A 20,453-nucleotide genomic window follows, 5' to 3' on the forward strand; every position below is an offset into this window, starting at 1 on the left:
ACGCTCATCGGCCGATGAGGTGCTTCTGAGTCGCCGGACGCATCCGGAGACCGTGAATCCCGCCGTCCACGGCCAGCACGGTGCCCACCGTGGCCCCGGACAACGGGCTCGCCAGGTAGGCGATGGCCCCCGCCACCTCGGCGGCCGCCACCAGACGGTCGATCGGCAGGGTCGCGTTCATGGCCGCCCGGGCCGACTCCGGATCCGGCGTGCGGCTGAGCTGCCCGTTCACCCAGGGCGAGTCGACGGCACCGGGAGCGACGGCGTTGACGCGGATGCCCTCGCGGACGTGGTCCGCCGCCATGGCCTGCGTCAGGGCGGAGATCGCGCCCTTGCTGGCCGAGTACAGAACCCGCCGCTCCAGGCCGGCCCAGGCCACGATCGAGCTGGTGTTGACGATCGCGGCAGCCGGCGACCGGCGCAGGTGCGGTACCGCGTGCCGGGCGACCCGCACCATGCTCACCACGTTCGTGTTCAGCGTGCCGAGCCATTCCTCGTCGCTGTTCTCGGTGACGTTGCCGACCGCTGCGATCCCGACATTGTTCACCACCACGTCGAGCCGGCCGAACCGCTCGACCACGGAGTCGACCGCGGCCTTGACCTGGGCGTCGTCGGTGACATCAACCTCGATGCCGAGAATGTCGCCGGGCAGGCCGTCGGGCTTGATGTCGAAGGCGACGACCTGGGCGCCACGGTCCCTGAGCAGTTCTGCGGTGGCGAGGCCGATCGCCCCCGCTCCGCCGGTGACGATCGCAACCAGTCCGTTGAAGTCACTCACAGTCTTCTCCTCGGGTTGATGTGGACATCGTGGATGACCGGGTCCGAACGAGATTCCGGACGGACCCGGGGGTGACCCCGCGGACCGGGTGGGCCTCAGTCCGCGGTGAGAGCAGGCGCCTGCAGGCGCAGGCAGAGAAAGACGCTCAGCAGTCCCAGTACCCCCGTCAGGGCCCACAGGGCTTCGGGTGCCAGCGCGTACAGGGCACCCCCGATGACGGGGCCGGCCCCGGTGCCGACCGTGTAGGCGGCGCCGTACAGCCCCTGGTACCGCCCCACCATCCCGGGCGGGGTCAGACTGGCCAGATGGGCCTGGGCGACGGAGGAGTAGAGCATCTCGCCGAACGTCCAGATGAGCACCGTCACCGCGAGCAGGGCCAGACCGGAGGTGAAGCCGGTCAGGGTGAGCCCGACACCGGTGAAGACGTTCCCGACAGCCAGCACGTTCTGCGGCTTGTACCGGGAGACCACACTGATGAGAGGCAGTTCCAGCAGCACCACGAGCAACCCGTTGAGACCCATCAGAAGGCCGAAGTCGCTCTCGTCCAAGTTGATCTCGGTGACGTGCAGGGGAAGTCCGACCGTGGTCTGGATGTAGACGAACATCGCGAACACGGTCATCAGCAGGAATTGCCGCAGAGTCCGGTCGGCGAGCACCTGGCGATACCCGGTGGTGGTCCCGCCCTGCGGTTCTTCGTCTTTCTGCGCGGTCTTCGCCTCGACCGCCGGCTCGGGCGAGCGGCGCAGCAGGATCGCGACGATGACGCCGAACACCAGAAGTGTGCCCGCCTCGGCGAGGAACAGCCCGACGTAGGAGATGGTGGCCACCACACCGCCCAGGACACCTCCCACGGCGGAGCCGATGTTCTGGGCGAACCGCAGCACCCCGAAGGCGGCGAGCCGTTGCTGCGGGTTCTTCACCGCGTCGATCACCACCGCCGCCATGGCCGGCCGGTAGATCTGCGAAATCACACCCATCAGGGCGATCACGATCAGGATGGCGGGTAGCCAGCCGAGAAACGGCACGATCGCCGTCAGGGCCGAGGTGGCGAGAACGGACAGCAGGATGGACCGGCGCCAGCCGATGGTGTCGGTGAGGTACCCGCCCAGGACGTTGCCGAGCACTCGGCTCAGCCCGGCCACGCCGAGCACCAACCCGGCGGTCCCGGCGGAAAAGCCGCGCTGGGTCAGGTAGAGCACGAGGAACACCGGCAGGAAGGTACCGATCTGGAGGATCAGCCCACCGAGGCTGATGACCCAGACCCGGTTCGGCAGACCCCGGAGGGTGTCCCGGAATCGAGGTTCGCCGACGTCCGGTCGGACTGCACTTCTGGACAACATGGCTCCTAGTCTCGGAACTCCCGGCGTAGAGCCGGAGGCGCGAATTCTCTCCTCATTCCGAAGCGGTATCAAACCGGCATTTCGCCGTGGCGATCACCGCGTGACGCCGGCGTAGAGGTGGTCCTGCTCGAGCCGCCGCAGCGTGCGGTAATCAGCCTCGATCTGATCCGGATCGTCGGAAATCAGGATGACGTAACCCGGTTGGGTGGCGACGTCGATGGTGCGGGCCAGGGGCTCGCCTGCCGGGTGCGCCATCCGGGCCTCGGCGAACGACGGAAGTTCGCGCACCACAGCCAATTTCTCGTCGTCCGGAGCCGTACCCAGTTCGTGCGGATTGACCAGATGCACATAGCGCAGGTGCTGATTCACCCGATAGGCGATGTCCGGCAGGCGTTCGAGAGCGGCCGGGTCCGCCACCGACAGGGCGAGGAGATCGATCTGGTTGGTCCCGAAGCAGCGGTTACTGATCTCCGGGATCTGCCCCCCGCCCACCCGCGCGGCACACTCCACGAGCACCGGCCCCCGGGCGGTCATCATGACCTCGGTGTGGGCGGCCCAGTGCCGGATGCCGAGGGCGTCGAGCACCTCCCGGACGTAGGAGTCCAGTTCACCGGCCACCGGATCCTCCGGTGCCAGCATCTCGTTGTAGTCGTAGATGATGTTCCCGCCGGCCAGCCGGTTCTTGTAGTACCGCCAGATCTCGGTGGTGTGGTGCCGCCCCTCACGACTCACGGTGTTGACGAAATACTCGTCCCCGTCGAGGAACTCCTGGGCGAGGACCTCGGTGTTGGGGCGGGCGTAGCGATCGGTCCCGGCCATGATCTTCCGGTGGACGGCCCGGACCTGCTCCCCGGACGAACAGGCCACCACGTTGTCGGTACCGGCGCTGGACACCGGTTTCAGGACGACCGGGTACCCGGCGGTCCGCTCCGCCCACCCGACGATCTCGTCGGCGTCGGAAGAGACCATGGTGTCCGCGTGCCTGCGTCCGGACTCCCGCAGGGCCAGGACCATCTCGTACTTGTTCCGGCGCGCCGTCGTGCGGGCCGTGCCGTTGCCGGGGGTACCGAGCTCCGCGGAGAGCCGATCAGCCAGCTCCACACCCGACTCACCGCCGGCGATCACCCACCCGACATCGAGCCCGCGCAGCTGCGACACCGTGGCGGCAAGGTCGCCATGATGCCTGATGTTGGCAAAAAACCCTTCGGGAAAAGGTAATTTGGCCATGAAGACATCAGGGCTCGGAGACTGCACGTGGACGGCCTCAAGACCGAGCCGTTGCACCGCGGGCAGCATGAGCCGCCCCAGGGAGAGAGCGTCGACGAACGCCACCCGCTGCCTTCGTCCATGAGTACTGGTCGGCATCCTCAGCCACCTTCTTCGTCGTGGGAGCGATCCCTGATCGCCACCGTGGTTCCGGAACCGGCCAGCGCCCGGCCGACCGGATGGGGCACCCGCCCGTCCGCGATCTGGACGCAGGCGACCCCACCGGCCAGAGCCTCGCGCGCCGCAACAAGTTTGAGCGCCATACCACCACCGACGGCGCCACCGGGAGCGCCGCTGGGTGGCACTTCGTAGGCACTCAGCAGGCTGGTCTCGTCGCCGGGGTCTGCGAGCAGGCCCGGTGCCCCGGTCAGGAGCACCAGGCGGTCTGCCCGCAGGGCCGCCGCGAGAGCCGCCGCCGCGCGGTCGGCGTCGACGTTCACCGGACGTCCACTCTCGTCGATCGCCGGTGGCGAGACCACCGGCACGAAGCCGGCCGCCAGGAGAGTCTGCACCAGTTCGGTGCGTACCTCACCGAGCCGCCCACTGAGGTTGTCCCGCACCACGGTCGTCCGGCCGTCCACCACGGCCCGCACGGCGGTCTTGCGACGGGCCTGCAGCATGCCCCCGTCCAGGCCGGTGAGGCCCACGGCCGCAACCCCCCGGCGGGAGAGTTCCGCGACGATCCCCGGCTTGACCGATCCGGCCAGGGCCAGCACGACCACCTCCAGCGTGGCCGGGTCGGTGTACCGGGTGGACACCTGGTCCGGAGCGACGAGAGTGCGTTGGGGTACGTCGAGTTTTTCGGCCAGACGCGCAATTTCCCCCGATCCCCCGTGAACCAGGAGGATCGAGTGCCCCTGGGCCACGAGCCGGGCGACGTCGGCACAGACGCCGGCGATGTCGACGGCCGGGTTGCCACCGCACTTGATCACCGTCAACGGTCTGGTGGTCACGGTCTTCTCCAGTTCACCGAAATCAGATGGGATGCAGGCCGGGAAAGGTGAGGCCGAGGTTCTCGGGCCGACCCATCCGGATATTCATGCACTGGACCGCGTTTCCCGCGCCTCCCTTCATCAGGTTGTCCAGTGCCGCGATGACGACCAACCGCCCGGTCTTCTCGTCGTGGGCAAATCCGACGTCGCAGAAGTTCGATCCCAGAAGGATCTTCGGCTCCGGATACCGGAAGGTGCCCCGCCGGTGAGCGACCAGGCGCACGAACGGCTCGTCCTGATAGCTCTCCCGGAAGGCCCGGCGCACCGCCGAGAGGTCCACACCGGGGCACAGGGTGACGTGACCGATCGTCTGAACGCCCCGCACCGCCTCCACCCCGGTCGCCGTCATCATCGTCGGGATGCCCGTGTGCCGGGCGATCTCGGCCTCGTGCCGATGCCCGGTCGGAGCGAAGACCCGCATCGCACCACTACGTTCGGCGTGCAGGTTGCCTTCCCCCGCGGTGGCCCCGGAACCGCTGGAACCGGTCCGGGCGTCGAACCGGGCCGACCGCTCGACCAGTCCCCGCACCGCGAGGGGGTGCAACGCCAGGATGCCCGCCATCGCCATGCAACCGGGCATACTGACCCGGTCGGCACCGCGCAGGCGTTCTCGGTGAAGCTCCGGGATCCCCGGTACGAAGTCGCCGAGCAGATGCGGGGCGACGTGCGATGTCCCGTAGTACTGCTCGAAGACTCCGGGGTCGTCCAGCCGGAAGTCACCCGTGAGGTCGATGACCTGCTTCGCCCGGCCGGCCCAGGTGTCGATCTGGGTCATGGCCGAGCGGTGCGGCAGCGACAGGAACACCGTGTCGCAGTCGCTCACCTCGTCGGCCGAGCAGAACGTCTGGTCGGTGACCGAGCGCAGGTTCGGGTGCACGCCGTCGACCCGTTTGCCGGCGAACCGGGACGACACCGCGCTCACCGCCTCGACCTCGGGATGGCCGAGCAGCAGACGCAGCAGTTCACCACCGATGTAGCCGGCCGCGCCGACCACCGCTACCCGGGCCACTACCGGCCGCCCGGGAGATTCAGCTGCTCGTGCTCAATCATTACTCTCCCCAGTCCTCTTCGACCTCGGGCGCCAGGGCGAGCACGGTCGGGGCCAGGGCCACGATCTCCAGTTCACTGCGGCAACCGGCACAGTCGATGATCTCGTTGAGCCGCACCGACTGACTGATCCGGACCTCGTCCTCGCACTCGGGACAGGCCTGCAGGGTGGTCATGGTCATCGGGGAAATTCCTTCCGCTTGGTCCGCCTCATCGAGAAAGACGCTACGTGGCAGCGAGTTCGGGTACGTCCGCGACAAGTTCAAGCAGGACTCGACGGAGGGCTTACTTTCCCGGCGAGAAGTCATCGTCCCGATTACCCGGGCCAATTTCCGCGCGTGCGAGCCTGGCTGAAATTCACGTTCCCTGTTCTCCCCGAAGTCCCCGAGCTGGAGGTTCCAGCATGAAACCCGTTGTTGTCCTTTCCCAATGGGGTGCCGGCGGTGTGGTTCTCGCCGCCGCGCAGTTACGGGCCCGCGGTCTGCGGTCGGTCTTGGTCTCCGAACTGCCCGACCACCGCTGGCGCCATCTGTGCGACGACCACGTCCTGATGGACTGGGCCACCGAGGACGTGTCCACCCTGATCTCCCGGCTCGACCAGCGCGGGATCGTCCCCGTCGCCGTCGTCAACCTGGTGGAGCCGCTCATTCACTGGCAGCAGGAGCTGAGCGCCCACTACGGCCTCCCCGGGGCCGGTGGCGGCCTCACGTCGCTGGCCAGCAAGACGCTGGTGCGTGAACAGATGCGGACACTCGGGCTGTCCACCGTGCGCTTCTGCAGCGATCCGGCGGAGGTCGACTTCTTCCCGGCGATCGTCAAGCCCGCCAGCGGCTCATCGGCCTCGTGGCTGGTGCGGCTGCTGCACGACCACAACGATCTGCTGGCCTACCAGCGCCTCCTGGCCGAGCGCGATCTCGCCGGCACCGACCTGATCTTCGAGGAGTACCTGCCCGGTACCGAGTTCTCCCTGGACGGGCCGGTCGTCGACGGGATCTTCCATCCGGTGCTGGCGGTCGAGAAGCCCGACCACGACGAGATCCGGCACCACGACGCCGGTCTGCGGATCCACCCGCCCCAGGACGAGCACGTCCGGGCCGGTGTGAGCGCCCTGCGCGACAGCCTCAGCGCACTGTGCACCCACCTGCGGCTGGACTCCGTCTGGCTACACGTCGAAGGCCGGTCGAACGCAGACGGCAGGACCGAGCTGGTGGAGATCAACCCCCGGTTCGGCGGAGGCATGTACTACACGGCGATCCGGGAGGCGACCGGCATCGATGCGATGGAGGCGGTCCTGGCCATGTTGCTGGGTGAGTTCACGCTGGGGCCGGCCCGGCCTCGGCACCAGGGGGCGATGCTCGGCTGGGTCGACGTGGAGGCCGACGAGATCGGCCGGGTCGAGATCAGCACGACGGCCGACGACCTGCGGTCATTCCCCTTCGTGATCGACGCGGACGTCGTCGACGGGTACCAGGCCACCGACATGGAGAAGGAGAACTACTTCCTGCGGTTCGCCATGACCGCCGATTCGGTGGACGAGTTGCGGGCCCGGGCGGCCGACGTGCTGGCCTCGGTCGACTACCGCATCGTCGCCCCGGGGACGGAGGACCGACGATGAGCGCCGGGACGATGAGCCCGCCGATCGCGGCGACCTGGGAGATCCGCCGCACCCGGCTTCCCCTGGTCCGGCGGCGCTGCCCGGACTGCCGGAGCCGGACGGCGCAGGCCTCGGGCAAGTTCCGGGTCAACGCCAGCGCCAAGTTGCTGGACGTGTGGCTGCTGCTGCACTGCACCGGTTGCGAACGCACCTCGAAGGTGACCGTCATCGAACGGTCCGCCACGATCGCCCACCACCTGCTCGTCCGGTTCGAGAACAACGATCCCGACCTGATCGCGCAGGTGCTGCTCGACCCGGCGACCGCCCACCGGAACCACTTCGCCCTCGACTGGGGCAACTCGTGGGAGGTCGTCACCGATCCGGATGCCTCCTGGCAGCATCCCGGCACCTTCCGCGTCACGTTCGCCGACCCGATCCCGCTGCGTCCCGCCCGGCTGATCGCCGCGGGCCTGCGCATATCCCGGAACAAGGCTGAGGAACTGCTGGACACCCGGGTGATCGAGCTGTCCGGCGAGCTCGGTACCAAGATCCGCAGCACTTTCGAGTTCACCACGGCCTCGGTGCTGAGCGACTGATCCCCTCCCCCGGCCTGCTGTGAAGAGATTCTGCAGACTTGAACTCTTGAGTACACTCTGCGGTAGCACTGACTTCAGGGGGACGAACGTCGGCGCGGGACGAGACAGATCGCGTGGTCGGTCTGCCTTGTCTCGGCAGTAGGCAGGGGGAATGAGTGGGGCCCGCGACATCGCCGAACAGCGCTAACAACCTAGATCCTCGTCCCGGATTCTTCATCCTGGGATCTTTGGAAGTCCACCTCGGCAACGTTCTGGAGTCCTTCAAGGGCGCACTGCAGCAGCGTGTTCTGGTGATGCTTCTCCTGGAGACCGGCCGGGTCGTGCCGGTCTCCCGGCTGGTGACGGCTGTCTGGAACGAGGAACCACCGGACAGCGCCGAGCACCAGGTGCGCAAGGCGGTGGCCAAGCTGCGCAGTCGGCTCCCGCACGGTCGCGACATCATCGTCACCGACGGCCCAGGGTACCGCGCCGTCGTCGACGCCGAGCAGCTCGACCTGCTGCGCTACCAGAAACTGCTGCGGCAGGCCCGGGAGTCGCTGAACGGCGGGGAGTCGCAGCAAGCCGTCGCGCAGTTGCGCGAGGCCCTGGCGCTGTGGCGAGGACCGGTGCTGGCCGGCTCCGGTGGTCATGTGGTCGATGCCGCCTCGACCGTTCTGGAGGAGCAGCGGCTCAGCGCCGCCGAGCAGTTGTACGAGTTACGCATCGCCTCGGGCGAGGCGACCGAGGTCACCGGCGAACTCCGCGCCCTGGTCGATGAGAATCCGCTGCGGGAGACCCTGCGCCACCAGCTGATGCTCGCGCTCTACCAGTCCGGGCAGCAGGCCGCCGCACTCGACGAGTTCGCCCGGGCCCGTGGCCATCTCGCGGACGAGCTGGGTATCGACCCGGGATCCGGGCTGATCGACCTGCACGATCGGATGCTGCGCCAGGATCCGTCCCTGAGCCGGCCGGAACGCTCCGAGCCCCGCACCCGCCGCCCGCCACGCACGCCTGCGGTGCCCGACCAGACCGACGAGGCGCCGTACACGTTGCCGTTCGACGTGCCCGATTTCTCAGGCCGTACCGCCGAACTGCAGTGGATCCACCAGGCGGCCGACCGCGGCCCGAAGACCAGGCCCACGGTCCTGGCGCTCGACGGTATGGGCGGCGGCGGTAAGACCGCCCTGGCGGTCCACGCCGCCCACCACCTGGCCCAGGACTACCCGGACGGCAGTCTCTTCATCGACCTGCACGGCTTCACCGCAGGTCAGAAGCCCCTCAGCGCATTCCAGGCGCAAGGCGACCTGCTCGCTGCGGCGGGTATCGCCAGCGACGAGATCCTCATCCTGCCGGCCGGCCGGGCCGCCCGCTGGCAGTCCTACATGCGAGGACGGCGCATGCTGCTCGTCCTCGACAACGCCTCGGCCTCCGAGCAGGTGCGGGCCCTGATCCCGGCCTCGTCGGACACGCTGGTCCTGGTCACCAGCCGTTCCCGGCTGACCGGACTGGACGGGGTCGAGTGGCATTCCGTGGGTGCTCTCGCGGAGCCGGACAGCCATCAGCTCCTGCGCAGCACCCTTGATCCCGATCGCATCGCGAGGGAACCGGACGCCGCCGCCGAACTGCTGCGCCTGTGTGGCGGGCTGCCCCTGGCGGTCCGGATCGCAGCGGCCCGGCTGGCCAACCGTCCGCACTGGACCATCCAGAAACTGGTCGAACGGTTGCGGCACCACGACCGGCGCCTGGACGAGCTCACCAGTGAGGGCCGAGGAGTCGCGGGCGCGCTGCTGCTGTCGTACCAGGCCATGCCGCCCGAGCAGCAGAAAGTCTTCCGCACCCTGGGATTCCACCCCGGACGGCACCTCGACATCGACGAGGCCGCCGCGCTGCTGGACGTGGACAGTCTCACGGCTGAGAACGACCTGGACGAACTGGTCGACGTGCGTCTGCTGGAGGCCACCGACTCCGGGCTCTACCGGATGCACGACCTGGTCCGCAGCTTCGTGCAGCGGGTCTCCCAGGACGAGAAGGCGGACGACGACGGGCTGGCGGTGGAACGCCTGCTGGACCACTACCTGATCGCGGCCGAACGCAGCTGCGACACCCTGTTTCCCGGACGGCGCACCTTCGGACGGCGCGAGGGAAGCGGCCGGGGCACCGACGATCTCGACCACAAGGACACCGCACTGCAGTGGCTGGACCAGCACCGCGACAGCCTGCTCGCCGCGGTGGACACCGCCTACGACCGGGGACTGCTGTGGCACGCCGCCCGGCTGCCGCGTGAGGTCGGTTTCCACTCCAGCATCCGCGGCTACGACGTGCTCGCGAACGCGGCCCTGGAGAAGGGGGTCAGCGCGTCGCGGCAGCTCGGGGACAAGTCCCTGACCCGGCTGAACCTGATGAATCTGGCCATGGGCCGGTGGCGGCTGGGTGAGCTGCGCGACGCGGTCGTGCGGCTGGAGGAGGCCGTCGACCTGGCCCTGGAGATGCAGGACCGGCACAGCGAGGCCGAGTGCCGGGCCCGGCTGGGACAGGCGTGCAACAGCATGGGCGAGCTGGAACGCGGGCTGGACCTGTGCCAGGAGGCCAACGCGCGGGCCCAGGAGCTCGGGTTCCCCCGGCTCGAGGGCTCGTCGCTGAGCACGCTGAGCCTGATCCAGGTGCGGTTGGCCCGCTACGAGGAGGCCGAGGAGTCCGCCGGGCGGGCGGTGGCCATCTTCGACACGCTCGAGGAGATCCAGCTCTCCGTCGACGCGTTGAGCAATCTCTCCCAGGCGGTCGAAGGGCTGGGCCGCTTCGAGGAGGCGCTGGTCTGGGCCGACGCGGCGCTGGAGCGGTGCCGGCGGATGAGCATGCCCTCCGTGCTGCCGCTCGTCCTCGCCCGCCGGGCCGACGCGCTGACCCGTCTGGGGAAGCTCGACGAGGCCGCGGACACAGCCGGCCAGGCCCTCGACAAGGCCGCCAAGAGCACCGGCGACATCCATCGGGCCGTCGTGCATCTCGCGGCCGGACGGGTGATGTATGCCCAGGGCGACCTCGACACGGCGCGGGCGCAGCAGCTCCTGGCGCACGAGATCGCCTGCCGGATGGAGTTGCGGTACGACGAGGCCTGCGCGCTGTGGGGTCTGGCCCGTACGGAACAGGCGCAGGGGGATCTGGAGACGGCCGAGCAGCACCGCCTCCGGGCCGATGAGCTCTTCGACCTCATGAAGGTGTCTCAGAACGGTAGATAAGTCCTGGTCGGAGGCTTTCCCCCGAAGAGGGATCCGGCCGGTGTCCAGAGGGGAACGCGCCGGGAAGGCTGATCGGAAGTATCAGCGGTGTCGAAGAAGACTCCTCCGGAAAAAGGAACATCATGCGCCTCCTCGCGACCGCCGCTCCCGTCGTTGCCCTCGCTGCCCTGCTGGGCGGATACGCGACGACCCCCAGCACACCGATCACCTCTGCGGCCTCCGCGGGAACGCTCGACAACAACGGCAACGGAATTCTCGACAACAACGGCAACGGCTGATCCAGGCACGTCGCCCGCCGGTCCGGAACGCGTCCTTGCTGAGAGACGCCGCAATTCGAGGGGAACAGCATGACTATTCGAGTGCTCATCTGTGATCTGGTACCCGTTATCGCGGACGGTCTCAAGACCCTCCTGGAGGCGGTGCCGGACATCGATGTGGTGGGAACGACGCCCAACGGCATGGAAGCCATCATTCTGGTGCGCACCCTGCAACCCGATGTCGTGGTCACCGATCTGCAGCTCGAGGCCATTCCCGGCCTCGAGGTGATCCGTCGGCTGGGTAGCGAGGAAAACCCGCCGCAGGTCGTCGTCTTCACCGCTTCCGACGCCGACCAGGTGGTGAGCGACGTGCTGCACGCCGGTGCGAGCTGCCTGCTCGGCAAGGACGCGAGTGCGCAGGAGCTGGTCACCGCGATCCACGCGGCGGCCGCCGGGCAGACCATGCTCGCCCCGAGCATCGCGCGCCGCCTGGTCACCTGGTTCCGCGAGCAGCCCCTCCCCCAGGAGGTCGTCAAGTTCACCGAGATGACCGAACTGACACCCCGGGAAAGGGAAGTGACCAAGATGGTGGCACAGGGGATGTCCACCGACGAGGTCGCCCGCGAGCTGATCATCGGTGAGGCCACCGTCCGGACCCACCTTTACCGGGTGCGCACCAAGCTCGGTGTCCGGGACCGGGCCGAGCTGGTCTCCCTGGCCTACCGGACCGGGCTCATCCACTCGGCCGGCCGGGCCCACGGGAACGAGCGGGAGTTCGCAGCGAGCAGACCCAGAGCGAGCTGACCTCGCCTCCGCGCCCTCCGTGCGGTTCCCCGTAGGACGAGGAGGCGGCCGGTACGGGAACACCGTTCCGGCCGCCGCCGACGAACCGTCCTCAGGACCGGGCCTGCTCCAGGGCCCGCAGCTCCACCCGACGGTACAGATCGGCACCGGCCGTACGCCACAGCGCGGCGGGATCGCCGTACCGGGCCGACTCGGCCACGGCCAGCCGGAAGTACCGGTGCAGATCCAGCTCTGCCGTCATCGCGCGCACCCCGCAGCTCTGCATGCTGACCCGCACCACGTCGCGCGCGGCCTCGGCGGCCATCGCCAGCGCCGTGATCGGTGCGGTACCCACGGCCTCCGGCGCGGAGTCGACCAGCCACGCACCTCGGTACACGGCCGCCCGGGTCGCGCGTAGCGTCACCATCGCTCGTGCCAGCGGGAACGAGACGGCGGTCAGATCACGCAGGCGGCTTCCCGACTGACGCCGGAAACCGGTGTACTCCACCGCAGTCCGATGCGCACCGTCGGCGATCCCGAGGAGGTAGCCGGCCTGCCGCAGGCGCGCCCGGGTGAGCGGGCCGGCCGGGGAGTCGTCCAGGCGCGCGACCACGTCCGCCGCGGTGAACGGGGCCGCCGCGAACCGGGCGACCGGAGGCCAGCAGGAATTCTCCACCACGATGCCAGGGGTCCTCCGTGGGAGAGCGACCAGCACCCCCTGGCCCCCCGTGCGCGTGGCCACCAGAAACGTTCCCGCGTCCACGTCGTCCACCGTGACCGCACCGTTCAGTTCCCAGCCCCCGGCCCGCGCCGTCGCAGTGACCCCGCTCCCGGCCGGCAGCGCCTCCAGACCGGCTGACGCGTGCCCGGCCGAGTCGGCCGAGTCGGCCGGGACACCGGCGTCGGCCGCCAAGGCCATGGCCCGGTAGGGGTTTCCCCGGGCCGCGCGACCGAGTTCCTCGCTGACCAGAACCCCGGCCGTCAGGCCGAGGTCGAGGCCGCCAGAGGTGACCGGCCGCTCGAGAGCGGCCGCGTCCAGCCCTTCGATCACCGTCCCGGCCGCACTGTGGGCGCCGTCGTCCACCGGCGCCCCGTGCAGTCCGCCGACCGCGGGAAGACCGGCCAGACCGGCCCGCAGGCTCTTCCCCAGCTGAACGAAAAGTGGATCAGGGGTGGGAATCACGTCAGTACCTCTCCGATCCGAGGGAGTCGAACGCCGTGGCCATGATCTGGAGCATCACCTCGGAGGTACCCGCCGACAGGGTGAGTCCGGGCGCCTCCCGACAGGCCGAGTCCAGGGCCAGGACGGTCCGGTGGCGGTCCGCCCGTTGCTGCGGGCTGGGGACACCGGCGGCCCAGATCGCGATGTCCTGGGCGAGTTCGCTGCTGTGGTACTTGGCCACGGCCGCCGAGACCGGGTCCATCTCGTCCGACGCGAGCCTCGAGAGAACCTCCCAGGCCAGGACGTGGTCGGCGGCCAGGGCGCCCTGCCAGCGGCCGACCTGTTCGAGATGGGCGTCGTCGGCCCCGCGGTCGACCAGGGTCTCCAGCGCCAGATCCAGCCAGCGCTCCGCCTTGAGGTAGTAGTCGAGGCCGGTACGCTCGATCGCCAGTGCATCGTTGAGCAAGACCCATCCCTCGTCCCGGGGCCCGAGAAGGGCGTCACCCGGCACCCACACCGAGTCGAGGTCGACCCGGTGGAAGTGCTCGTCACCGATGCCGGCAACGGTCGATCGAGCCACCCCGGGAGCCTTCAGATCGACCAGGAAAAGACTTATCCCCTGGTATTTTCCGGAGCCAGGAGAGGTACGGGCCGCGCAGAGCCCGAGATCCACCAGGTGCGTCTTGAGACTGAACACCTTGGTCCCGGTGATCCGGTACCCGTCGCCGTCCGGCTCGGCCACGGTCCGCAGCGCGCCGAGATCGGACCCGGCGTCGGGTTCGGTGTAGAGCACCGAGGCAAAGCTGTGACCGCGGGCCAGTGCGGGCAGGTACCGGCGTTTCTGCTCGTCACTGCCGGTCATCAGCAGGAACTGACCGACGATCTGAATGGTGTTGACGTGCAGGGTGTCCGGGATTCCTGCCCGCACCAGCTCCTCGGCGAGGATCGCCGCGTCGGTGAGGGCCCGGTCGCAACCGCCGAACTCGGCCGGCCAGTGCACGGCCAGAAGTCCTCGCTCCCCGAGCAGGCGGTAGAGCGGACGACCGTCCGGCTCGACACCGTCCGCACCGGTGGCCTCTTCCGCCGCGGTACGTATCTCGTCCGATCGCAATATCTTTCGAACTTCTGCCCGGAAGTTTTCCTGGTCATCGGTGAATCCGAACCGCATCTGCGTCTCCTCAGGAGGTGAGCGTCTCTTCGATCGCCGCGGCCACCCGGCTCAACGCCGGCTCTGCGAAAAGGGTGTAATGGTCGGCCGGAACGCCCTGGGCCAGGAAGGGCCCGGTACATACGGCCCGCCACTGCTCCTGCCGGGCGGGATCGGGTGAAGCGGTGAGCACCGTGACCGGTCCGCCGTAGGGGGCCGGCGGCCGGTACTCCTGCATGGCCAGGGCGCAGGACCGGAAGATCTGGAACCGGGAGTCCAGCTCCGACTCGGTGAATTCGGTCTCGACACCCAGGTTCTTCAGCGCCTGCCCGACCCCGAGGGAGCCCAGTTCGGGGGCCTGCGGTGCGGCCCGCCCGGCCAGCCGGGCGACATCGTGCACGAAGCGCTGCCGCATGATCTCCTCGTCGAGGCGAACGCTGTCCTCGTCGTAGGCGGCATCCAGCAGGACCACCGGCGGTCGCTGCCCGGTGTCCCGTTCGATCTGCCGGGCCACCTCGAACGCGAGCACCCCGCCGTACGACCAGCCGGCCAGGCAGTGGGACTCCGGCAGACCGTGCGCGATCAGGGACCGGGCGATCCGTCCGGCCGTCACCACCAGGGCGTCATCGGGATCGATCGCCGCGTCGGCCGGATCGGCCACGAACCCCTGTACCCCGATGTCCTCGCGCAACGCTCTGACCAGGGGTACGTAGCAGAACAGTTCGCCGCCGGAGGGATGCAGCAGGGTGACCTGGGACGGGCCGGAGGCACGCAGGACCAGGGGTTCGGGGTCTGTCGCCCCGGCGCCGCGCAGGTTCTCCAGGGTGCTGAGCGGATCGCTGTGGTCGCGTGGTCGTTCCCGGGCCGCGTCGATGGTGGCGGCCAGGTGCACGACGGTGGGCGAGGCGAAGAAGTCGCTCAACGCGATCTCCACCCCGTACCGGCGCCGGATCGCCGACATCAGCTGGACGGCCTGGAGGCTGTTGCCACCGGCCAGGAAGAAGTCGTCCCGCGCACCGAGCCGCGCACCCCGCAGGAGGGGGGCGAGCACTTCCTGCAGCAGGGACCGCTGGGTCGGGGTGAGCGAGTCGTCTTCCGGTTCCCCGCCCTGACGGTCCACGTCAGGTGCGGGCAGGCGACGCCAGTCGACCTTGCCGCTGCCGGTGAGCGGTAATTCCTCGAGAAGGACGAAATACGAAGGGATCATGTACGACGGCAGACGGGCACCGAGGTACTGGCGCACCTGTGGCACCTGCTCCTGGGTGATCCCGGTCAGGAAACCGACCAGGTGCTGGGAGCCGTTCTCGTCGGTCCAGGCCCGTACGCTCACCGTCTCGACCCCGTCGAAGCCGGTCAGCGCCGACTCCACCTCCCCCAGCTCGATCCGCAGTCCACGGATCTTGACCTGCTGGTCCAGGCGGCCGAGAAAACTCAGCCTCCCGTCGGGAAGCCTCTTCACCAGGTCGCCGGTGCGGTACAGACGACCACCGGGCGCGGTGCCGAAGGGATCGATGATGAACTTCTCCGACGTCAGCTCGTCCCGGTCCAGGTAGCCCCGTGCCAGACCGGCACCACCGATGACCAGTTCGCCCGGCACCCCGACCGGCACCGGCCGCAGGTCACGGTCGAGCACGTGCGCCACGTGGTTGGCCATCGGCAGCCCGATCGGCGGCTGGGTGTCCCAGGTGCCGGAACACTCCTGCACGATCATCGTCACGGTGCACTCGGTCGGCCCGTAACCGTTGAACAGCCGTCGGCCCGGGTTCCACCGGTTCACCAGCTCACCACTGAACGCCTCACCCCCGACGAACGCGATCCGCAGCCGGTCGAACGTCTCCGGCGCCAGCAAGGGCATCACGGTCGGGGGCAGGTCGATGACGGTGATACCGGCCTGCTCCATCAGGGCCTGGAGCCGGTCGACGGACAGCCGTTCGTCGTCGGTCGCCAGGTACAGACGGGCTCCGGTCAGCAGCGCGGAGAACATCTCGAACACCGATACGTCGAAGGTCGCCGAGGCGAACCCGAGCACCCGGTCCTGCGGGGTCAGGACGAACAGGTCACGGCAGGAATCGATGAAACTGACCACGCCCCGGTGCTCCAGCAGAACGCCCTTCGGCTTTCCGGTGCTGCCGGAGGTGTAGATGACGTAGGCGACATCGCCGGGTCCCGCCGCGAGGGGCGGGTCGTGTGCGGGCATCAGGTCCAGCTCTGCGCCGACCTCGTCCAGCACCACCACGGGTGCGTCGACCCCGCTCACCGCGGCACCGGCCCCGCTGTGCGCGATCACAGCAAGAAGTCCTGCATCGGAGGCAACGTCCGCAACCCGTGCTGGTGGGTGCGAGGGGTCGAGCGGGACGTACGCCGCCCCGGTCTTGAGCACGGCGAGGACGGCCGTCGGCAGGTCGGTGTCCCGGCGCAGGCAGAGACCGATCCTCGCCCCGGGCCGGGCGCCGCGCTCCCGCAGCAGGGCCGCGAGCCGGTTCGCCCGGGCATCGAGTTCGGCGTAGCTCAGGTGGATGCCCGCGGCCACGACGGCCACGCTGTCCGGCGCCTCCCGGACCCGGGCCTCGAACTGCTCGACGACGGTGGACTCCCGGATCGGCCGGACCGGTCCGGTGGCGGCCGCGCTCAGGAAGTCCAGGTCCTGCGGGCTCAGCAGCTCGATGTCCGACAGCGGGATGTCCGGGGTGGCGGTCAGGGCCCGCAGCAACCCGTCGTAGTGCCGGGCGAACCGGGCCATGCTCTCCACGTCGAAGAGGTCGGTGCTGAAGTCGATGTGCAGCTCGGCATCGGCGCCCGCCGCGTCGGGCACGATGACGGACCAGCTCATGTCGAACCTCGAGGTACCGGTCCGGACGGGTTCGGGTGAGGCGACGATCTGCGGAAAATCAAGGGCCGGCGAGGCTTCCTCGATGCCGAAAACGATCTGGAAGACCGGCGAGCGGGACGGGTCGGGGGCCGGGTCGCTCGCCTCGACCAGCGATCCGAGAGACAACCCCGTCCACTGCTCCGCCTCTGACCGCACCTGGACGACCCGGTGGATCAGCTCACGGAAGACCGGGTCGCCGGACAGGTCGGCCCGCAGCACTCTCAGATCGGTGAGACATCCGACCACCGCGGCCATGGCCTCGTGCCGGCGGTCGGTGTACGGCGATCCGATCACCAGGTCGTCCTGGCCGCAGTAGCGTTGCAGCAGAACCAGGAACGCGGCGGTCAGGACGTCGGGGAGACGAGCGCCGGTCTCCCGGGCCAGTTGCCCCCCGCGCTCCAGGCCCTCGTGCCCGACGGCGAAACGTCGGCGCTCACCGGCGAAGGTCCGGGACTCGCCCCGGGGCCGATCGGTCGGGAACTCGAGGGTCTCGGCACCGGCCAGCCGGTCACGCCAGTAGCCGCCGAGCTGGTCCGGGCCGGTGGCGCGCAGACGCTCCCGACACCACACCCCGTAGTCCGAGTGCTGCACGGGAAGATCGGGCAACTGCACCGGACCGCCCTGGCGGATCGACCGGTAGGACTCCGCGAGGTCACGGATCAGCAGATCGCGGGAACGGTCGTCGCACACCAGGGCGGGCAGGTCGAGAACGAAGAGATGATCGTCCGGGCCGACCCGGATCAGCTCCGCCCGCCACACGGGAACCCGGCTCAGGTCGAACGGTTCCGCGCTCAGCCGCCGCACCCGGGCCCGCGCCGCGCCCAGTCGCTGATCGGCGTCCTCGCCCTCCGCTTCCACCCGGGACAGCCCGACGGGAACTTCCGGCACGATCACCTGCGCAGGGCTGCCCTCACGCTCCACGACGACCGTCCGCAGGGCGTCGTGCCGGGCCACCACCGCAGCCAGCGCCCGGTGAAAGGTGTTCCCGTCCAGATCTCCCCGCAGACGCAGGCACAGCGGTGCCCCGGCGACGGAACCGTGCGGTGCCTGCTGGTCCAGGAACCGGAGCGTCTCCTGCGGTGTACTCAGGGGCACCGGGCCGGTGTCACCACGTGGCGCCGGGCCCCGCCGGGCCGCGGTCTCCACCCCCTCACGCAGGCGGGAGAGGAACCGCGCCCGCCGCCCGGCAGGCAGCAGCGCCAGGCGCTGGGTCATGTCGGTCATCGGAGAACTCCCGCCGGTCGCAGCATCTCGATGACCTGGTCGGCCCTGTGACGGGGCAGGTCGGTCAGCTCCTCGATCGCGGTGGTCAGCACGTCGATGCCCCGGAAGTAGTCGGAGAGCACGATGTGCTCGTCGTCGGCGTGGTCCAGGCTGCTGTCACCCGGACCGTAGGTCGCCATCGGGATGTCCCAGACCTCGGCCAGGGTGTTCATGTCCGAGGTGCCGGTCTTCACCAGGAGCCGGGGTTTGACGTGCAGCCGGCGCGCACCGGTCACCAGGGCCCGGACCACCGGGTCGGCCCGCCCCACCCGGTGCGCGGCCACCGAGTTCAGCACCTCGAGGTCGCCTACGGGAAGGCGCTCGCGGAGCGTGCGGACCAGGGCGGTGTCGTCGAATCCGGGTGGGGTACGGACGCTGAGGTCCGCCGTCGCGGTGACCTGGTCGGCGTTGATCCCGACCAGGGTCGCACCCGGTCGGTCGAAAACGCCGTGGCCGGAGTCCGGTCCGAGCAGGTCGACCAGTGTGTCCCAGCACGAGACGGCCAGCTCGGAGGCCTTCGGCACCGGGTTGCTCGGGTGCGTGGCCGGGCACGCGACGGTGTAGCGCAGGTCGAGCTTGCCCTTGTACCCGAGCACCACGTTCGACCAGCCGCTCGGTTCGCCGATGATCAGCGCGTCCGGCCGGTCGTGCGTGGCCCGGATCGCCATGGCTCCACGCGAGCGCGGGGTCTCCTCCTCCACCACGCCGATCACCACGAGCCGACCGCGGAAGTTGACCGCACCGACGGCAGCACAGATCATCGCCGCGAGAGGTCCTTTGGCGTCCACAGCGCCGCGGCCGTAGAGCCTTCCCGCTTCCGAGCGGACCGGGACCGGGCCCGGAACGGTGTCCAGGTGCCCCAGCAGCATCAGGGTCGGGCCGTCCCCGCGCTCGATCACGCCGATCACGTTGCCGACGTCATCGATGTGCGTACGGAAGCCCAGATCCGTCATGGCCGCGGCGAGGAACGCGGCCTGATCGCGTTCCTGATAGGACGGGGAGGGAATCTCCAGCATCCCGCGCAGCAGCCCGGCGGCATACGTCTCGGTGATGTTGCCCCACGCGGTGAGTGCCTGTTTCATCGGTGTACCCGTTCCAGTAGGTGGTCGACAATGGCGTCCGCGACGTCGACCCGGTCGCCGTGCGCGGACTGGAATCCGCTGAACTCGACCCGGTGGTTGACCTCCAGCACCAGTAACCGGCCCTCGCGGTCCTCGACCAGGTCGACCCCGGCGATGTCGGCGCCGACCGCGGCGGCGGCGTCGAGAGCCAGCCGCGCGATGTCCGCGGTGACCTCGCACGCCTGGGTCTGGCCACCGAGAGCCACGTTGGTACGCAACGACTCTCCGGTCCGGTAGACGGCACCGAGCACCCGGCCACCGACCACGATCACCCGGATGTCCCGGTCGGGTTTGTCGATCAGTTCCTGTACGTAACCCAGGTGCGACTGCGGACCGGTCAGTGCCGCCGCGTATTCCAGCACCGCCTCGGCGGTGGCGCGGTCGGGCAGCGGGACGATCAGACGGCCCCACGAACCGACCAGCGGTTTGATCAGCGCCGGGTACTTGATGTCGTCCAGGGCGTCCAGCGTGGCCTCGGGGGTCAGGCCGAGCGCGGTCCGCGGCATCGGCACTCCCGCCGCCTGCAGGCTGACGGTGGAGCGCCACTTGTCGCCGCACACCTCGATGGCGGCGGCGCTGTTGACCACCTCGGCACCGGCCGCCGCGAGACAGTGGGCCGCGTACGCCGCCCGGACCTGACTGATCTCGCGGTTCAGCACCAGGCGCCACGGCAGATCGCGTCGCCCGGCCACAAAGGACTGCCGGCGTGTGTCGACGTGCTCGTAGGGGACGCCGCGCCGTTCGAACGCGCCGAACAATCGCTTCTCGTCCGCACCGACCCTACTGGCGAGCACCGCTATCGTGCGCTCGCCCAGGTGCTCCGGTGTCGCTGACACGTGACCTCCGCAGTAGGACCGGTCTTCTGGGTGGCAAAAATCTAAGCCGTTCCGGGATCGGCCACGTCCGCGCCAGATTCAGTTCGAACGACGCAGCGCGCTGACTTTCCGGGCTCCGGACTGCCGGTCCTGATTACCGTTTCCGGCTCGCCCCCGTGTCAGTCTGGCGGAAGTCGTATTCCGGCCACGC

16 protein-coding genes are annotated in these 20,453 nt (G+C 69.3%); 5 read left to right on the forward strand and 11 right to left on the reverse strand.

Translation table 11 applies throughout. From position 1 onward, the window contains the following. Positions 1 to 4: 4 nt before the first annotated feature. From QSK05_RS08515 to QSK05_RS08540, 6 genes are all read right to left on the reverse strand, one after another. Positions 5 to 778: an SDR family NAD(P)-dependent oxidoreductase gene (locus QSK05_RS08515; protein ID WP_285595736.1), complete on the reverse strand. Its 774-nt coding sequence runs from the start codon at positions 776 to 778 to the stop codon at positions 5 to 7. A gap of 95 nt (positions 779 to 873) precedes the next feature. Continuing rightward, positions 874 to 2,118: an MFS transporter gene (locus QSK05_RS08520; RefSeq protein WP_285595738.1), complete on the reverse strand. Its 1,245-nt coding sequence runs from the start codon at positions 2,116 to 2,118 to the stop codon at positions 874 to 876. Positions 2,119 to 2,211: 93 nt separating this feature from the next. Further along, the gene (locus QSK05_RS08525) at positions 2,212 to 3,483 is read right to left on the reverse strand and encodes an ATP-grasp domain-containing protein (RefSeq protein WP_285595740.1); all 1,272 of its coding nucleotides are present in this window, start codon (positions 3,481 to 3,483) and stop codon (positions 2,212 to 2,214) included. 2 nt (positions 3,484 to 3,485) lie between these two features. Beyond that, a complete protein-coding gene (locus tag QSK05_RS08530) occupies positions 3,486 to 4,337 on the reverse strand; it encodes a [LysW]-aminoadipate kinase (protein ID WP_285595741.1) in 852 nt (283 codons plus the stop codon). A 22-nt stretch (positions 4,338 to 4,359) separates the two neighbouring features. After that, positions 4,360 to 5,385 (reverse strand): N-acetyl-gamma-glutamyl-phosphate reductase, encoded by a 1,026-nt coding sequence (gene argC, locus QSK05_RS08535; protein ID WP_285595743.1) that lies wholly within the window; start codon positions 5,383 to 5,385, stop codon positions 4,360 to 4,362. 40 nt (positions 5,386 to 5,425) lie between these two features. Next, positions 5,426 to 5,605 carry a hypothetical protein gene (locus QSK05_RS08540; RefSeq protein ID WP_285595745.1) on the reverse strand — a complete coding sequence of 60 codons (180 nt, stop codon included), beginning with the start codon at positions 5,603 to 5,605 and terminating at the stop codon, positions 5,426 to 5,428. 221 nt (positions 5,606 to 5,826) lie between these two features. On the opposite strand from QSK05_RS08540, the gene QSK05_RS08545 reads away from it, so the two are divergent. The 5 genes from QSK05_RS08545 (at position 5,827) to QSK05_RS08565 (ending at position 11,886) form a co-directional block, all read left to right on the forward strand. Continuing rightward, positions 5,827 to 7,038, forward strand: coding sequence for an ATP-grasp domain-containing protein (locus QSK05_RS08545; RefSeq protein ID WP_285595747.1), 1,212 nt, complete (start codon positions 5,827 to 5,829; stop codon positions 7,036 to 7,038). Continuing rightward, complete coding sequence (locus tag QSK05_RS08550; protein WP_285595749.1) at positions 7,035 to 7,613, forward strand: DUF1062 domain-containing protein; 579 nt, start codon at positions 7,035 to 7,037, stop codon at positions 7,611 to 7,613. The genes QSK05_RS08545 and QSK05_RS08550 overlap by 4 nt, the downstream gene beginning before the upstream one ends. Before the next feature lie 227 nt (positions 7,614 to 7,840). Then, positions 7,841 to 10,825: an AfsR/SARP family transcriptional regulator gene (locus QSK05_RS08555; protein ID WP_285595751.1), complete on the forward strand. Its 2,985-nt coding sequence runs from the start codon at positions 7,841 to 7,843 to the stop codon at positions 10,823 to 10,825. A 122-nt stretch (positions 10,826 to 10,947) separates the two neighbouring features. Further along, positions 10,948 to 11,103 carry a hypothetical protein gene (locus tag QSK05_RS08560; RefSeq protein ID WP_285595753.1) on the forward strand — a complete coding sequence of 52 codons (156 nt, stop codon included), beginning with the start codon at positions 10,948 to 10,950 and terminating at the stop codon, positions 11,101 to 11,103. Between the two features lie 69 nt (positions 11,104 to 11,172). After that, positions 11,173 to 11,886 (forward strand): response regulator, encoded by a 714-nt coding sequence (locus QSK05_RS08565; RefSeq protein ID WP_285595755.1) that lies wholly within the window; start codon positions 11,173 to 11,175, stop codon positions 11,884 to 11,886. 91 nt (positions 11,887 to 11,977) lie between these two features. Here the strand turns inward: QSK05_RS08565 and QSK05_RS08570 are convergent, their stop codons facing one another. Genes QSK05_RS08570 through QSK05_RS08590 form a run of 5 tightly spaced genes read right to left on the reverse strand, consistent with a single transcriptional unit; the run spans position 11,978 to position 20,263 of the window. Beyond that, positions 11,978 to 13,048: an acyl-CoA dehydrogenase family protein gene (locus QSK05_RS08570; protein WP_285595757.1), complete on the reverse strand. Its 1,071-nt coding sequence runs from the start codon at positions 13,046 to 13,048 to the stop codon at positions 11,978 to 11,980. 1 nt (position 13,049) lies between these two features. Next, positions 13,050 to 14,195 (reverse strand): acyl-CoA dehydrogenase family protein, encoded by a 1,146-nt coding sequence (locus QSK05_RS08575; RefSeq protein ID WP_285595759.1) that lies wholly within the window; start codon positions 14,193 to 14,195, stop codon positions 13,050 to 13,052. Positions 14,196 to 14,205: 10 nt separating this feature from the next. After that, a complete protein-coding gene (locus QSK05_RS08580) occupies positions 14,206 to 18,267 on the reverse strand; it encodes a non-ribosomal peptide synthetase (protein ID WP_285595761.1) in 4,062 nt (1,353 codons plus the stop codon). Continuing rightward, a complete protein-coding gene (locus tag QSK05_RS08585) occupies positions 18,264 to 19,388 on the reverse strand; it encodes a M20/M25/M40 family metallo-hydrolase (RefSeq protein ID WP_285595764.1) in 1,125 nt (374 codons plus the stop codon). Before QSK05_RS08585 ends, QSK05_RS08580 begins: the two co-directional genes overlap by 4 nt. Next, positions 19,385 to 20,263 carry a RimK family alpha-L-glutamate ligase gene (locus tag QSK05_RS08590; protein WP_285595766.1) on the reverse strand — a complete coding sequence of 293 codons (879 nt, stop codon included), beginning with the start codon at positions 20,261 to 20,263 and terminating at the stop codon, positions 19,385 to 19,387. The genes QSK05_RS08585 and QSK05_RS08590 overlap by 4 nt, the downstream gene beginning before the upstream one ends. Positions 20,264 to 20,453: the final 190 nt, after the last annotated feature.

This window comes from Kineosporia sp. NBRC 101731, assembly GCF_030269305.1.
Classification (GTDB): domain Bacteria; phylum Actinomycetota; class Actinomycetes; order Actinomycetales; family Kineosporiaceae; genus Kineosporia.